Genomic DNA, 14826 nt, shown 5'->3' with positions numbered 1-14826 from the left:
ACCATTCGGTCGGGCGTCTCGATGAGAGCCCTCCCGCGCCGGCCCCCCTCAGCAGGCCGCGAGCAGCTCGTCGCCGTCGTCGCGCGCCAGCTGGCGCCGCAGCGAGACGAAGCCGATCGTGCCGCCGATCAGCGGCAGCCAGAAGAGGATCACGCGGTAGGCGAGCACGGCGGCGGCGGTCGCGGCGGCGGGTGCGCCGAAGACGACGAGCGTGCCGATCAGGCCGCCGTCGATCCCGCCGACGCCGCCGGGGATCGGCAGCAGCCCGCCGAGCTGGCCGATCAGGTAGCCGAGCAGGATGATCGAGATGTCCACGTCGGCGCCGAACGCGTGGAAGGTCGCCCACAGCACAGCGTTGTCGAACGCCCAGTAGCCGAGCGCGCCGACGATCACGAGCGGGTCGCCGGAGCGGACAATCTCGACCGCCTCGCGCGTGCCGGCGATCACGCTGCGGCGCGCGGCGGAGATCCAGCGCGCCGTTCTGCTGGCGCCGGGCGGCGGCGTCGCGCCCTCGCCGACCCGCGGAAGAAGCAGGATGGCGCCGATCACCATCAGCGACAGCGCGGCCGGCAGCGCTGTCAGCCACAGCGACAGGTCGGGCCCGAACAGGCCCAGCGCCATCACCGTGCCGAGCACCGCGACCGCGACGAAGTTGACCGAGCTCTTGATCAGGAAGAACGCGACGGAGCGGCGCGCGACGCGCTCGGGCGGCATGCCGCTCTGCACCAGCGCCCACGCGCCGAGCGCGAGGCCGGCGGCGCCGCTGGCCGGCACGATCGAACCCATCCCCAATTCCGACCAGGCGATGCGCGAACTGTGGCGCCATGACATCCGGCGGCAGAAGATCGGCCGGAACATCAGCACGTAGGAGATGCAGGAGAGCAGCTCGAGGCCGACCGCGATCGCGATCCAGCCGGGCTTCGCCTCGCCGAGGTGGTCGCGCACCTCGCCCAGCCCCGGCGCCAGCAGCGCGACGAGCACCAGCACGAGGATCAGCGCGCCGACCTGCAGCGCCCGTCGCACGAGCACGCGCGGCTCGAACGCGGACGGCAGCGAGGTGCGATTCGCGGTGTCAGCCGATGCGCTCACACCTCGATTCTTGCACGTGCATGGAAATCTGCCACCGCGGCGGCGCGGCGGCGGTCACCCCGTCGGCCCGCGCAGCTCCAGCTGCAGGCGATTCTCCGGCGTGTCGGGCAGCGTCGTCCAGGCGCGCACGTGCTCTCTGTAGTCGTACGTGAACGGTCTGCCTCTCATGTCTCTGCCCTCGCTGTGGACCCGCAGCAGCAGAGGCCGGAAGGTCTCGACGTCGACGACCAGCTCCGTGCGGTCCCCCTCGTACGGCTCCCCACCCTCTTCCTCGGCGTACACGTCCGTGACGATCAGCCGGTAGCCGCGACGGCCGCCGACATCCTCCTCGCCCGCGAACGAGATGTCGCGGTCGCCCGTCTGCCCGCGCCGCAGCAGCTCGTGCGCGCGCGTGACGATCGACGGGATCGACTTGGCGCCCCGCATCGTCCTGGTGCCGCGGCCGGGCAGGTAGTCGCGCGTCACGTCCCGTCCGTTCTCGATCGACCACGTGTGGTCCAGGCCGTCCGGCATCTGCTCTCCATCCGCCTCCAGCCGCAGCATCCGCATCCCCAGCCGTCTGCCGTCCTCGCCGAGCCGCACCCACGTCGTGCGGACCTCGCGCAGCATGTCTCGCACCTCGGTCTCGCTGGTGTAGCGCAGGATCGTCCCGGGCGGCTGCTCGGACGCCTGCGCGGCCTGCGCGATCACCCGTGCGACACCGGGCAGCGGCCGCTCGCCGCCGCCGGGCGGACCGCCGACGCTGCCGCCGCCGCTCGGCGCGACCGCTATCGCGACCGTCGCGCAGAGCGCGACGAGCCCGCCGCCGACGCTGACGCGCGCGACCCGGCGGCGTGCGATGCGGCGGCGGAACGCCGTCACGAGCGCCCGCTCGGGCGGCGGGGCGGGATCGAGGCGCGCGGCCGGGTCGGCCGCGCGCAGGCGGTCCATCAGGTCGTCGGGCGTCATCGGACGACCTCCATGTTCGGTGCGGCGGCGAGCGCCCCAGCGGCGGCCGCCTCCTGTTCGAGCGCGGTCCGCAGCCGCACACGCGCCCGTGACAGCCGTACCGCGAACGTCGCGCGCGAGCAGCCGGCGGCGCGCGCCGCATCGGCGTGTTCGAGTCCTTCCCACGCGATCAGGCGGACCGCCTCGCGCTCGGTCTCGGTCAGCTGCTCGAAGGCGCGGATCAGCGCCGGGTCGTACCCGCCGCCGACCTGGTCGGCGGGGTCGGGCGCGGGCGCCTCGGTCGCGTAGCCGCTGATCGCGCGCGCCAGCAGCGCGCCGCGGCGCGCATGGCTGCGGCGGTGACCGTGGACGACGCGCCGCGCGACCGCGTACAGCCACGGCAGCGGATCGGCCTCGCGCGGCAGCTTGCGCCACGCGATCGCGAACGTCTCGGCGACGACATCGTCGACGGCGTCGGGCTCGACGCGCCGCGCGGCGTAGGCGCGGATCGCCTGCGCGTGCTGCTCGTAGACCGCCCAGCGCGCGTCGCGCGGGCGGGCTGCCGGGCTGCGCTCGGCGGTTCGTCTGCGGATCCTCACACCCCCTCTCTGCCGGCAGCAGCGGCGACATTACGTCCGCCGCCCAGGGGCGCGCATCGGAGGTTTCCCTCATCTTTCGCACGCCGTCCCTTGACTTCATGCGCGCTTGAAGATCTACGGTTCCGCGGGACCGCGCCGCGAACCAGCTCGACCAGGAGATTCCATGCAGGCGATCCGCCTCCATCAGTTCGGCCCGCCCGAGAACCTCGTCTACGAGGAGGTCGCCGACCCCGTGCCCGGGCCGGGCGAGGTGCGGATCGCCGTCGGCGCTGCCGGCGTCCACCTGCTCGACACCGCGCTGCGGGCCGGCAAGGCGGGGCCGCCGCTGCCGCTGCCCGCGCTGCCGCACGTCCCCGGGCGCGAGGTCGCGGGCGTCGTCGAGTCGGTCGGCGAGGGCGTCGACCGCGGCTGGGCCGGCCGCCGCGTCGTCGTCCACCTCGGCCGCGAGCCGCGCATCGGCGGCTACGCGCAGCGCACGATCGCGGCCGCCGCGTCGCTGCACGCGCTCCCGGACACGCTGAGTGACGAGGCGGCGGTGGCGATGATCGGCACCGGGCGCACGACGGTGGCGATCCTCGACGTTGCAAGGCTGACGAGCAGGGACGTCGTGCTCGTGACCGCCGCCGCGGGCGGCATCGGCGCGCTGCTCGTGCAGGCCGCGCGCAACCTCGACGCGCTCGTCGTCGGTGTCGCGGGCGGCGAGCGCAAGGTCGCGCTCGCGCGGGAGCTGGGCGCGACGATCGCGATCGACTACACGCGCCCGGCGTGGGCCGAGGAGGTGCGCGCCGCACTCGGCGACCACGAGCTGACGGTCGCCTTCGACGGCGTCGGCGGCGAGACCGGGCGCGCGGCGATGAAGCTGCTCGCGCCCGGCGGCCACCACGTCCTCTACGGCGGCTCGGCCGGCGGGCCGACCGAGATCACGACCGCCGACATCTACGCCGGCGGCCTGACCGTCTCCTCGACCGTCGGCCCGCGGATCACGCGCCGCCCCGGCGGCCTGCGCGGCTTCGAGGAGGAGGCGCTCGCCGCCGCCGCGCGCGGCACGCTCGTCCCCGCCGTGCAGACGTTCGGGCTCGCGGATGCGGCGGCCGCCCACGCCGCGCTCGAAGGCCGCGCGACGACCGGCAAGGTCGTGCTGCTGCCGTAGCGAGACAGACGCTGCGGGTCGCTACGGCGCGGTCGCGACCCCGCCGCCGGCCGTCGAGGTCGTTCTCGGTCTCGGCGCGTTGGCGCAGATCTCGATCACGAAGCCTCTACGGCAGTTCGTCTTCGCCGTCCACGACTCCTGGAACGTTCTGGCGTACTCCTGCATCGCTCTCTGGCTCTCCTGCTGTCTCACCAGCTCTCTGATCTGCGCGCTCGACTCGGCGAGCGTGCTCTGCTTCGACGGCGTGACTCTCGTCACGCGCACGAGGTACCAGCCGAACTGACCTCTCACGGGGCCGAGCAGGACTCCGCGTCTGGCGTCGAACGCGGCCGCGTCGAGCGCTCTGTCCTGCTGGCCTCTGGCGACGCCGAGGAGTCTGCCGCCGTTGCCCTTGGAGAGCTCGTCCGTCGACCATCTTCTGGCCGCCGCGGCCCACGCGGTGCCGCCCTCTACCGCGCGCTTGGCGTCGTTCGCCTGCGTCTCGGTTCTGGTCAGGATCAGCTCGAGGTCGCGCCGTTCCGGGACGGCGAACTGCTCTCTGTTTCTGGCGTAGTAGGCCGAGATCTCCGCGTCCCCGACGTCGACGGGTCTTCTCTGGAGATGCTCGGTGAGTCTCGTGCTGAGCTGATTGAAGCGCAGCTGGAATTCGACGTCTCTCTCGGTCATCCCCAGCTGTCTGAGCGTTCTCTGCATGTCGCCCGCTCTCGGGAACGTCGCTCTCTTCGCTCTCTCGACATCGGCGTCGGTGACCTCGATCCCGAGTCTCTCCGTCTCCCCGTCGAGCCAGACCATCTGGACGAGCTGCGCGACCGATCTGTTGCGAAGCGCCTCGTCGAGCTGTCTGCACTGCGCGACCAGCTGGCTCTCGGTCGGTCGCCCTCTGCCTCTCGCCGCGGCGGCCTGTCTCGCGAGTCTCGCCGCGCATGCGGTGTAGGAGGGCGGATCGGGGATCACCGCGGAGCCGCCGCCAGCAGCGCCCTTGGCGTTGACCTCGTACAGATGCTCGTATTCGGCCTTCGTGACGGGCGTGCCGTCGACCGACGCGATCGCGTTGCTCGGCACGTCGTTGCCGGAGCTGTCATCGCCGCCGCACGCGGAGACGGCCAATGGGCAGAGAACGAGAGCGCCGACCGTCAGGGCCGCGCGGATTGAGTGGGCCATGGCGCGACCATACATCGAATTCAGCGGAGTTATTGACGCTTTAGTCGACGTTATGGGATCTTTAGCGAAGGTGCCCGCGCGATTCGAGCAGTTGGAACGCGGCAGGCGCGGCGATGAGCTGACAGCCGCGCATCCGAGCGGGCATCGCGCGCGTATAGAAGGCAGATGACGCTGCGCGCACGCACGACCGGGCGGCTCGCGGGCGTGCTGGCGGCGCTCGCGCTGGCCGGCGGCCTCGGTCTCGGCGCGGGCGGCTGCGGCGGCGGTGACGGCGGCGGCTCCTCCACCGGCGCGACCGCGGCGACGCCGACCACGCCGGGCGGGACGACACCCGGCGGGACCGCCCCAGGCCAGACCGCCCCCGGACGGACCGCTCCCGGCGGGAGCGGCGGCGGGGACGTCGACCCCGCCGCCGTCGCGGTGATCCGCGACTGGGCCGACACGCTGCGCCGCGGCGACGTGCGCGAGGCGGCGCGGCGCTTCGCGCTCCCCACGGCCGTCGCCAACGGCACGCGCCCGCTGACGCTGACGACGCGCGCGCAGGTCGAGGCGTTCAACCGCTCGCTCCCGTGCGGCGCCGTGCTGCTCGAAACCGCCGCCGGCGGGCGCGGACTGATCGTCGCGACCTTCCGCCTGACCGAGCGTCCAGGGCCGGGCAGCTGCGGGTCGGGCACCGGCCGCACCGCGCAGGCCGCCTTCGTCGTCGAGGACGGTCTGATCACGCATTGGCTGCGTGTGCAGGACCTTCCCGACGCGCCCGGCACGCGCTCGTAGGACCCGGCCGCTGCCGTCGGCCGCGGTCGCTACTGTCCCGGGCCGCCTGGAAGGCATGCGCCGCCCGGCCGCCTCCCATGCTCGACGCCCCGCCCGCATACGACAGCGACGCTCCGCCGCCCGGCCTCGGCGAGGCGATGGACGAGGCCGTCGGCCGCCGCAGCCGCGCGCTCCTCTACGCCGCCCGCATCGGCCACATCGAGGAGGCGCGCCAGCGCAGCCAGGACCCGCGCCTCGCGCCGTACCACGCGCGAGAGCTGTGCCTCCACGCGATCGACGCGGTCGCGGTGCGGATGGACCTGGAGTCCGGCGCGACGTGGGAGCAGGCGCGCGACGAGCTGGCCGCGCAGGCGGCGCGCCAGCACCCGCGCGGGGATGACGCCGACCACCGCCACGTCGCGGAGTGGGTGCTGCGCCAGCTGACCGAGGAGCAGGACGCGCAGTGGCTCGACGCCGGCGCCGGCGGCGAGGCGGTCCCGCGCTCGCACCGCGTCTTCCTGCTGTACGAGACCGAGCAGGCCGGCCTCCACCACCTGCGCGCCCGCGACCAGGCGATCAACGTGCTGATCGACGCGCTCGACCTCGACATCGACTCCGCGCAGCTCGCCGCCGAGGCGCGGCTGGAGCATCTGGTCCGCCGCCGCCGGCATGATGAGGCGTACCTCGCCGCGCGCGAGAGCCGGATGCAGTCGATCCGCTTCATGGAGCAGGTGCGCGACGACCTGCGCGAGGCCGAGCGCGACCTGCGCAGCGAGCACTGGGTCTCGACCGTCTCCCCCCGTCTCACGCTCGCGCTCGACCACATCGTCGACCGGATCCGCGTCGAGGAGCGGCTGAAGGATCTGATCGACACGGCCAGCGACCGCGCTGAGGAGGCCGACTTCCACTGGATCCCGCGCACGCTGGAGCTGCTCGACGAGTGCCTGCTGCGCCACCAGTCGCTCCAGCACGTGATCGCGCAGGCGCGTGACACGTTCCTGCTCGAACAGCAGCGCCAGCACCTCCAGCCGCGTGCGCGGCGCGCCTACCCGCACCCGGTCAACGAGCTGCTGACGGGCGTGCTGGCGCGCCGGTGCGGCGCCGCCGGCGACGTGCTCGACGCGGTCGAGGTCGTGCTCGGCGCCCGCGCTCCGCGGCTGCTGAGCGATTGGGCGGGCGTCGACCTGCTCGCCGTCGAGCCGCTCGCGACCGCCGAGCACGGCCACGAGGTCGCGGCGCTCGATCTCGTCCCCGACCGCGAGCCGCTGCTGTTCACCGCCGCGCAGGCGCAGGCCGCCGGCAGGCTGCTGGAGCGGGTCGGCGAGCGGCCGGTCGGGCTGGCGGAGCTGTGCGGCCGCGCGGCGAGCCCCGAGGAGGCGCACGCGCTCGCGCTGCTCGCGCTCGCCCACCGCTCGCCGGAGCTGGCCTCGCTGCACGGCCACGGCGCGCGCGACGTGCTGCTCGCCACCCCCGCCGATCACGACGACGCGATCAGCTCGCCGGCGCTGGTGCTGCGGCGCGTGCGGCTCGGCGAGCCGGAACCGGTCGCGCCCGAGCCCGTGGAGTCCGCCGCATGAGCGCGCAGGACGACGCGCGCGACGCCGGGCTGCTCGTGAAGCTGTCGCTCAACGCCCGCAGCGGCCCGCTCGGCGACGAGCACGCCGAGCTGGTCGCGCGCTACCTCGCCGAACCGAGCTTCCGCAGCGCGACCGACGCCGCGATCGACGGCCTCGGCCTGCGGCTCGTGCACGCGAGCGCGAGAGGCGGCCTGCTGCTGACGGCGGCCGGCGCCGACTCGCCGTTCCGCATGCGCCTGGCGGACTTCTTCCCGCGCCAGTCGACGTCGGTCCAGAGACGGATGCTGCTCGCCTGCGCGATGGTTGCCTGCTTCGTCGCGTTCTTCCCCCGCCCGGAGGATCTCGAGGACGCCAACGAGCGGCTGCGACGGCTCGACGTCGACGACGTCGACCGGCTCGTGCGCGACGTCGCGCAGCGGCTCGACGCCGAGGCGCGCGAGCGCGGCGAGGAGCTGGACCCGCCGATCGACGAGCCCGACCTCGCGCGAGCGTGGACGGTCTGGCGCCAGACGTCGAACTCGAAGAAGGCGGCCGACGGGCGCGAGCGCGAGGTCGGCACGCGCCAGATCGTGATCCGCTGCCTCGACCTGCTCGCCGAGCAGGGTCTGCTGCGGACGATCGCCAAGAGCGAGACGTACGCCTCGACGCGGCGGATGCAGGCGATGGCGCGGGAGCTGTCCGGCTCGCTCGTGTGGACGCAGGTGGCGGAGTCGCGCGACGCGCCCGAGGCGGCCGACGCCGCCGCCGCGGAGGTCGCCCCGTGAACTGGCGCATGCGCCGTGCGCGTCTGGAGGCCGCCGGCCCCGCCGACGCGCGCTACGACGACGTGACGCTCTCGTTCGCGACCGCCGACGGCCGCGCCGCGCCGAACGCGATCGTGCTGCTGCGCAACGGCGGCGGCAAGTCGCTGCTGCTCTACCTGCTCTTCAAGTCGCTGCTGCCGCGCCGCAGCGACGGCACGAAGACCGCCGAGGAGCAGCGCACCGCGCGCCCGATCGTCCTGCCCGACGAATGCGCCACCGTCGCGATCGAGTGGGAGCACCGCGACGACGGCCGCCGGCTCGTGACCGGCCACAGCTTCGAGCGCGGCGACGGCGAGGAGTCGCGCTGGCTGTTCGAGCCGGTCGACGGCGTCCTGACGCTCGACACGCTCCCGCTGCGCGACGACCGCCGCCGGCGCACCCGCGCCGGCCTGATGGGCGCGCTGGAGACGCTCGGGCTCGCGCACGGCGAGCTGCGCTTCCGGCCCGTCAGCGGCGTGCGTGCGTGGGAGCAGGAGCTGCTCGGCTACGGCATCGACCCGGCGATCCTCCGCTACCAGGCGCGGCTGAACCGCAGCGAGGGCGGTGACGACGACGAGCTGCGCTTCTCGACGCCCGAGTCGTTCGCCCGCTTCGTGCTCCAGATGGTGCTGGAGGACGAGCCGCTGACGCAGCTCCAGCAGCAGGTCCAGACGCACGCCGACCAGCTCAGCCGGCGCGAGGCGCTCGCGCTCGAAGCCGAGTTCTGCCGCGACGTCGCCGCGCTGCTGCGCGAGCTGGCCGACGCGCACGGCGAGGTCGGCGCGGCCGACCGCGACCACGGCCGCGCGCGCCGCGGTCAGCAGGAGCTGGCCGGCGTGCTCGACGCCGCGATCGCGCGCGGCGACGAGCGGCTGGCGCGCCTGACCGAGCAGCGCGCACCGCTGGAGCAGCACCGCAGGGCGCTGGAGGCGGCCGAGCGCGACCTCGACGGCGAGGCGAAGGTCGTCCGCGCGCGCACCGAGCGGCTGCTGTCCGACGCCGCCGCCGCGGCGGTCAGAGCGGCCGCGGACGCGGCTCGCGCCGCCGACGCGGAGCTGAACGGCTGGCAGCTCGTCGAGGCGCTGACGGAGCTGTCGCGGACGCAGGGGGAGCTGTCAGAGCTGTCGCAGCGCGTCGACAGACAGGAGCGCGGGATCGACGACGCGCGCGGCGAGCGGCGCGACGCCGCGGTCGCGCTCGCCGGCGCGCTGCTGCACGCGGCCGGCGCGCTCGACGCGCGCGCCGCCGAGCTGAGCGGCGAGCTGGCCGCCGCGACCGCAGAGCAGGAGGAGCTGCGCAGCGAGATCGAGGAGCTGGGCCGCCGCCAGGGCGAGCTGAAGGAGCGCCGCGGCACGCTGGAGGCGCAGCTCGACGCGTTCGCGCGCGCGACCGAGCGGCTGCGCGCCGACGGGCTGCTGGCAGAGGGCGAGCGACCGTCGGCGGCGAGCGAGCGATTCGAGGCCGAGCGCGAGGACCTCGCGGCGCAGCGGATCGACCTCGACGAGCGCGTCGCCGCCCAGCGGGCGCGGATCGAGGAGGTCGGCGCGCGCCACGCCGAGGCCGCCGCGCAGGTCGCCGAGCACGAGGCGGCTGCGCACGCGCTCGGCCGCCGCCGCGACGAGGCGCTCGTGCGCGTCTCGATGCACCTCGACGCGCGCGTGCAGGACGCGCTCGACGTCGAGCAGGAGTGGCAGCCGCTCGACGAGCCGGCCGGCGCCGAGCGCGCGCTGGAGCGGGCGCGCGCCGCCGCCGACGGCCGCCGCGCGACCGCCGCCAACGCGATCGACGCCCGCGCGGCCGACGAGCGCAGCCTCGAACGCGACGGCCTGCTCGCGGTCGAGTCCGACGTCGAGCGGATCTGCGAGGCGCTGGAGGACGCGGGGATCGAGGCGTTCCCGGCGCTGCGCTTCCTCGCCGGCGCGGTCGACGGCGAGCGGCTGCAGGCCGCGATCGCCGCCCAGCCGGGGCTCGCGGCGGGAATCGTCGTGCGCGGCGTGAGCCCGGCCGAGGCGGTCTTCGAGCTGGCGCAGGTGCTGCCGCCACGGCGGCCGGTGATCGTCACGACCGACGCGGCGCTGCTCGCGGCGGCGGGCGCCCCGGGTGCGGGTTCGCCGCCGAGGGGCAGAGCGAGAGCAGCGAAGGCGAGCGCCAGAGCGCCGGCCGCGCCGCCCGCCGCCGTCGTGCTGCCCGCCCCCGGCGCGTATGACCTCGACGCCGCGCACGCCGAGCGCGCGCAGCTGTCGGCGGCGCTGGAGGAGCTGAGAGCGGCGTACGACGCGCACGGCCTGCTGTCGACCCAGCTCGGGCGGCTCGCCGCGACGGTCGCCGGCGAGGCCGAGCAGCTGCGCGAGCTGCTGCCGCCGGCGGGGCGCAACGAACGGCGCCTGCTCGGCGCGGTCGCGCGCGAGGTCGATCGGCACGCGGAGCAGGCGCGCGCGGCCGGCGCGAGAGCGGAACGCCAGCAGCAGCTGCTGAGAGAGGCCTCGCAGAAGCTGACCGAGCTGGACGCCCGCCGGCGCGAGGTCGCCGACGGCGAGCAGCGCTGCGAGCGGACGCTGGAGCGGCTGTCCGCGCTCGACGACCTCGACGTCGCCGCGGCGCGCGCGGAGTTCGAGCGGCTCGCGGCGCGGATCGAGTCGCTGGCGTCCGAGGCCGAGGCGGTGCGGCGCCGCCGCGACGACGCGATCCGCGGCGCGAAGGGGATCGAGGACCGCGTCGCGACGTCCGCCTCGGAGGCGGCCGCGCTGCGCGAGCGGGCGGCCGCGCTGCCGCTCGACGGGGTCGCGCCGGAGGCCGCCGGGGGTTCGCTGACCGCGCTCGGAGAGCGGCTGGCGGTGGCGGAGCGGCTGCTGGAGTCGCGCATCTCCGACGGCGAGCTGCGCGCCGAGCTGGCCGACGCCGAGCGCCGCGTCGCGCGCCTGAAGGGCGAGGTCGAGCGCGCCGGCGCCGACGCGCAGCGGCGAGCGCGCGAGCTGGCCGACTCGCCCGCCGGGATCGACCAGCAGGTGCTGGCGCGCGGCCGGCGCGAGGCGAAGGAGGCGTACGAGCGGGCGCTGCGCGAGCAGGGCGAGGCGGCGACCGTCGAGGGCCAGGCGGCGGAGCGGCTGTACGCCGCCAACGAGGCGCTGTCGCCACGTGACCACACGCGTGAGGCGGTCCTGCTCGACACGCTCGTGCCGACCGACGCCGCGCACGGCGCCGCGCTGCTGGAACGGCTCGCCGAGCTGCGCGCCGAGCGCGCCGACGACGTCGCCGACAACGCCCGCAAGGTCGCCGACAGCGACGAGCGGATCAGCGGCGAGGCGGAGCTGCTGAGAGAGCTGCGCGGCGGCCGTGAGCGGCTTGCGGTCGCGCCCGAGCACGCGCGGCCGGTGGGCGCCGACGCGAGCGCGTCCGCTGCCACCGGCGCCGCCCGCGACGCGAGCGCGTCCGCTCCCGCCGACCTGCCCCCGTGGACGCGCCGCGTCGACCGCGTCTACGAGCAGGTCGCCGACGCCGTCCGCGCGGTCGACGAGGCGGCGCGTACGCACACGGCGGCGCGGCAGGCGCTCCACGAGCGCGTCCAGGCGATCGCGAGAGTCGTCGCGGCGGCCGACGAGCGGATCCCGAGCGGGATCACCGCGCCGCTGCGCGGCGGCGACGCGCTCGCGCCCGAGGCGGCGCGGCTGGAGGGCGAGCTGCGCACGCGCGCGGGCGAGCTGGACCGCACGATCGGCGAGCTGGAGCGGCATCGCCAGGCGATCGTCGCGCAGCTGCTGGCGGTCGGCGCCGACGGCGTCCGCAAGCTCGACAAGGTCGCCGGCGCGACGACGCTGCCGCGCGAGGCGGCGCTCGGCGCGTGGTCGGGCAAGCAGTTCGCGCGCGTCCGCCACAACGTCGTGACCGACGACGCCGAGCGCCAGCGCGAGCTGGGCCGCGTGCTCGACGCGGCCGTCGCGGCGCAGGGCAGACGGCGCGGGCTCGACCTCGCGTTCGGCGCGACGATGGCGCTGCTGCGCGACGGCCTGTCGGTGTCGGTCCTCAAGCCGCACCCGCAGCCGGACGACCAGTACCACCCGATCGAGGTCGTCGGCCCGGAGTTCAGCGGCGGCGAGGAGCTGACGATCAAGCTCGTCCTCTTCTGCGCAGTGTCGGCCGTCCGCACCGCGGAGCGCGCCGGCCGCGTGCGCGGCGAGCGGCGCGCCGGCCCGCTGCTGATCGACAACCCGATCGGGACCGCGAGTCGCGAGTCGCTCGTCGACCTCCAGCTGCGGCTCGCCCGCCACCTCGACGCGCAGTTCATCCCGTTCACCGGGTTGGAGGGCGAGCTGAACGTGACCGGCCGTTTCGCCGCGGCGGTCGCGCTGACGAACGACAAGGATCTGCTGAGCGGCATGCGCTACGTGAAGCCGGCCGGGGACGCCGCCGCGCTGCTGCCGCCGCGCCCGGCGGACGCACCGTCCGGTGCCGCCGTCGTGACGGCGATCAGCTACCGCCCGGGTCTCGACGTCGACGCGCTCGCCGACGCCGCGCGCGAACGCTGAGCGCCTCGCGCCGCCTCGCGCCGCCGCAAGCCGCGTAGGCGCGATCATCTCGGGTAGACATCCGACAGCCCGTCTTTCCGCCACCCGCGTCAAGGAGCTCTCATGGCCACGTGCTCGCACCTCGATCAAGTCGTGCTGCTGGAGCCGGCGCAGCCGGTCGCGGGGTGCGAGGAGTGCCTGCGGACCGGCGGCCGCTGGGTCCATCTGCGGATGTGCCAGACGTGCGGCCAGATCGGCTGCTGCGACTCGTCGCCGAACAGACACGCGAGCAAGCACGCGCTCGAGGAGTCGCACCCGATCCTGCGCTCGGTCGAGCCGGGCGAGCACTGGTCGTGGTGCGTGATCGACGAGGTCGCGTTCGAGCTGCGCCCCGGCGCATGACGCCGAGCGCCCTGACCTACCGCGAACGGCCGGCCGCGACGTCCCCCGCCGGCCTGCTGGTGCTCCACCACGGCCGCGGCGCCGACGAGCACGACCTGCTCCCGCTCGGCGACGTGCTCGACCCCGAGCGCCGCCTGCACGTCGTGACGCCGCGCGCGCCGCTGACGATCGACGGCTGGCCGGGCCGCCACTGGTACGTCGTGCCGCGCGTCGGCTACCCCGACCCGGCCACCTTCGCCGCCGCCTACGCGCAGCTCGCGACATTCCATGACGAGCTGTGGAAGCGGACCGGCGTCGCGCCGTCGCAGACCGTCTTCGGCGGCTTCTCGATGGGATCGGTGATGAGCTACGCGCTCGGCCTCGCTGGCGAGCGGCCGGCGCCGGCGGGGATCCTCGCCTTCTCGGGCTTCGTCCCGGTCGTCGACGGCTGGGAGCCCGACGTCGCGAGCCGTGCGGCGGCCGGGACGCGCGCCTTCGTCGCCCACGGCCGTCGCGACCCCGTGATGGAGGTCGACTTCGCACGGCGCGCGAGAACGCTGCTGGAGGCGGGCGGGATCGCGGTCGAGTACCACGAGTCCGACGCCGCCCACCACATCGACCCCGCGCACCTGCCGGCCGCGACGGCGTGGCTCGCGCAGACGATCGCGTGACCGCGACGGGCGCCTTTCGCCACGTCGAGCATGAGCGGACGCTCGTCTTCGGCGCGGGCGCGCTCGACGCCGCGACCGACCTGTTCGCGCAGCCGTTCACGCTGCTGACCACGCCGCGCGCCGCTGCCGACCCGCTCGCGGCGGCGCTCGTGGCGCGAGCGGCCGCGCGGGTCGACGTCCCGGCCGGCCTCGTCGAGGAGGTCGCGGCGGAGCTGCGCCCCGGAGTCAGCGGGTCGCGGCTCGTCGCGCTCGGTGGCGGCCGCGTGATCGACGTCGCGAAGGCGCTGGCAGTGGCCGATCCGCCGCGGACCGTGGTCGCCGTCCCGACGACGCTGTCCGCCGCCGAGATGACGGGTAAGCACCGTCAGGCGCGCGGCGTGCCCGCCGGCACGCCGTTCGCGCGTCCGGCGGCCGTCGTCAACGACCCAGCGCTGAGCGCGTCCGCGCCGGTCGAGCTGCTCGCCGCCAGCAGCGCCAACGCGCTCGCCCACGCGCTCGTCGCGACCGCCGCCGCTCGCAGCTCGCCGCTCGCCGCCGCCGTCGCCCGCGACGCCGTCGCCCAGCTCGCCGCCGCCTGGACGCCCGCCGCCGCGCCCGCCACAGCGCCCGCGGCCGCCACGCCCGCCGCCGCGCCAGCGCTCGCCGCCACGCCGCCAGCGCTCGCCGCCACGCCGCCCGCACCCGCCGCCACGCCGCTCGCCGCCACGCGACCGCCCGCTACGCCGTCGATCCCCAACCGCTCCGCCGCCGCGCTCGGCGCGTTGCTCGCGGGCTGGGCGGTCGACCACAGCGGGCTCGGCCTCCACCACGTGCTGGCGCAGACCGCCGTCCGCACCGCCGCGCTCGGGCACGCGCAGGCGAACGCGGCGCTGCTGCCGGTGACCGCCACGGCGATACGCCGCCGCGCGCCCGCCGCCTTCGCCGCGCTCGACGTGCAGCTCGGCGGCGCGCCGAGCGCGGTCGAGTCGCTCGCCCGCACGCTGCGCGACGCGGCCGGGCTTGACCCAGGCGCCGGCGGCCTCGACGCGCTCGCGGCCGACGAACGGCTGCTCGAACGCGCCGTCGAGGCGGCCGCCGCACGACCGGAGCTGGCGCGGATCCCGCCCGCGCCCGACCGCGCCGAGCTGCGCGCGCTGTTCCTCGCCGCCGCCGCGCGATGAGTTCCGCGCGCGGCGGCTGTCGATGCTCGCTGGCCGGAGCGACGCCCGCGGCGCCGTCCGCCTCCGGCGTAGTG

12 protein-coding genes are annotated in these 14826 nt (G+C 75.7%); 8 read left to right on the top strand and 4 right to left on the bottom strand.

The annotated features are described in order from the left end of the window. Positions 1–48 precede the first annotated feature (48 nt). The 3 genes from CWOE_RS09935 to CWOE_RS09925 are packed head-to-tail and all read right to left on the bottom strand — an operon-like array spanning position 49 to position 2615. The gene (locus CWOE_RS09935) at positions 49–1089 is read right to left on the bottom strand and encodes a flippase-like domain-containing protein (RefSeq protein ID WP_012933470.1); all 1041 of its coding nucleotides are present in this window, start codon (positions 1087–1089) and stop codon (positions 49–51) included. A gap of 54 nt (positions 1090–1143) precedes the next feature. Further along, complete coding sequence (locus CWOE_RS09930) at positions 1144–2037, bottom strand: hypothetical protein (RefSeq protein WP_012933469.1); 894 nt, start codon at positions 2035–2037, stop codon at positions 1144–1146. Next, positions 2034–2615 (bottom strand): RNA polymerase sigma factor, encoded by a 582-nt coding sequence (locus CWOE_RS09925; protein WP_012933468.1) that lies wholly within the window; start codon positions 2613–2615, stop codon positions 2034–2036. The genes CWOE_RS09930 and CWOE_RS09925 overlap by 4 nt, the downstream gene beginning before the upstream one ends. Before the next feature lie 163 nt (positions 2616–2778). Here CWOE_RS09925 and CWOE_RS09920 point away from each other — a divergent pair, with 163 nt between their 5' ends. Then, positions 2779–3765 (top strand): zinc-binding dehydrogenase, encoded by a 987-nt coding sequence (locus CWOE_RS09920; protein WP_012933467.1) that lies wholly within the window; start codon positions 2779–2781, stop codon positions 3763–3765. 21 nt (positions 3766–3786) lie between these two features. On the opposite strand, the gene CWOE_RS09915 is transcribed toward CWOE_RS09920, so the two are convergent. Next, positions 3787–4926 (bottom strand): peptidylprolyl isomerase, encoded by a 1140-nt coding sequence (locus CWOE_RS09915; RefSeq protein WP_012933466.1) that lies wholly within the window; start codon positions 4924–4926, stop codon positions 3787–3789. A 165-nt stretch (positions 4927–5091) separates the two neighbouring features. On the opposite strand from CWOE_RS09915, the gene CWOE_RS30550 reads away from it, so the two are divergent. The 7 genes from CWOE_RS30550 (at position 5092) to CWOE_RS09880 (ending at position 14752) form a co-directional block, all read left to right on the top strand. Continuing rightward, positions 5092–5700: a hypothetical protein gene (locus CWOE_RS30550; RefSeq protein WP_012933465.1), complete on the top strand. Its 609-nt coding sequence runs from the start codon at positions 5092–5094 to the stop codon at positions 5698–5700. A gap of 77 nt (positions 5701–5777) precedes the next feature. Then, positions 5778–7256 (top strand): ATP-binding protein, encoded by a 1479-nt coding sequence (locus tag CWOE_RS09905; protein ID WP_012933464.1) that lies wholly within the window; start codon positions 5778–5780, stop codon positions 7254–7256. Then, positions 7253–8020, top strand: coding sequence for a hypothetical protein (locus CWOE_RS09900; protein WP_012933463.1), 768 nt, complete (start codon positions 7253–7255; stop codon positions 8018–8020). The genes CWOE_RS09905 and CWOE_RS09900 overlap by 4 nt, the downstream gene beginning before the upstream one ends. Further along, complete coding sequence (locus CWOE_RS33425; protein ID WP_012933462.1) at positions 8017–12561, top strand: chromosome segregation ATPase-like protein; 4545 nt, start codon at positions 8017–8019, stop codon at positions 12559–12561. The genes CWOE_RS09900 and CWOE_RS33425 overlap by 4 nt, the downstream gene beginning before the upstream one ends. A gap of 102 nt (positions 12562–12663) precedes the next feature. Next, positions 12664–12942: a UBP-type zinc finger domain-containing protein gene (locus tag CWOE_RS09890; protein WP_012933461.1), complete on the top strand. Its 279-nt coding sequence runs from the start codon at positions 12664–12666 to the stop codon at positions 12940–12942. Beyond that, a complete protein-coding gene (locus CWOE_RS09885) occupies positions 12939–13592 on the top strand; it encodes an alpha/beta hydrolase (protein ID WP_012933460.1) in 654 nt (217 codons plus the stop codon). Before CWOE_RS09890 ends, CWOE_RS09885 begins: the two co-directional genes overlap by 4 nt. Next, positions 13589–14752: a dehydroquinate synthase/iron-containing alcohol dehydrogenase family protein gene (locus CWOE_RS09880; protein WP_012933459.1), complete on the top strand. Its 1164-nt coding sequence runs from the start codon at positions 13589–13591 to the stop codon at positions 14750–14752. Before CWOE_RS09885 ends, CWOE_RS09880 begins: the two co-directional genes overlap by 4 nt. Positions 14753–14826 lie beyond the last annotated feature (74 nt).

The organism is Conexibacter woesei DSM 14684, assembly GCF_000025265.1.
Classification (GTDB): Bacteria; Actinomycetota; Thermoleophilia; order Solirubrobacterales; family Solirubrobacteraceae; genus Conexibacter; species Conexibacter woesei.
Note: the sequence above shows the minus strand (reverse complement) of the source record. Positions and strands in the feature narration are given on the sequence as shown.

Coding starts and splice junctions, on each gene's coding strand:
- CWOE_RS09885 (WP_012933460.1), top strand. CDS start 12,939: ATGACGCCGAGCGCCCTGACCTACCGCGAACGGCCGGCCGCGACGTCC.
- CWOE_RS09915 (WP_012933466.1), bottom strand. CDS start 4,926: ATGGCCCACTCAATCCGCGCGGCCCTGACGGTCGGCGCTCTCGTTCTC.
- CWOE_RS09890 (WP_012933461.1), top strand. CDS start 12,664: ATGGCCACGTGCTCGCACCTCGATCAAGTCGTGCTGCTGGAGCCGGCG.
- CWOE_RS09905 (WP_012933464.1), top strand. CDS start 5,778: ATGCTCGACGCCCCGCCCGCATACGACAGCGACGCTCCGCCGCCCGGC.
- CWOE_RS09920 (WP_012933467.1), top strand. CDS start 2,779: ATGCAGGCGATCCGCCTCCATCAGTTCGGCCCGCCCGAGAACCTCGTC.
- CWOE_RS09930 (WP_012933469.1), bottom strand. CDS start 2,037: ATGACGCCCGACGACCTGATGGACCGCCTGCGCGCGGCCGACCCGGCC.
- CWOE_RS30550 (WP_012933465.1), top strand. CDS start 5,092: ATGACGCTGCGCGCACGCACGACCGGGCGGCTCGCGGGCGTGCTGGCG.
- CWOE_RS09900 (WP_012933463.1), top strand. CDS start 7,253: ATGAGCGCGCAGGACGACGCGCGCGACGCCGGGCTGCTCGTGAAGCTG.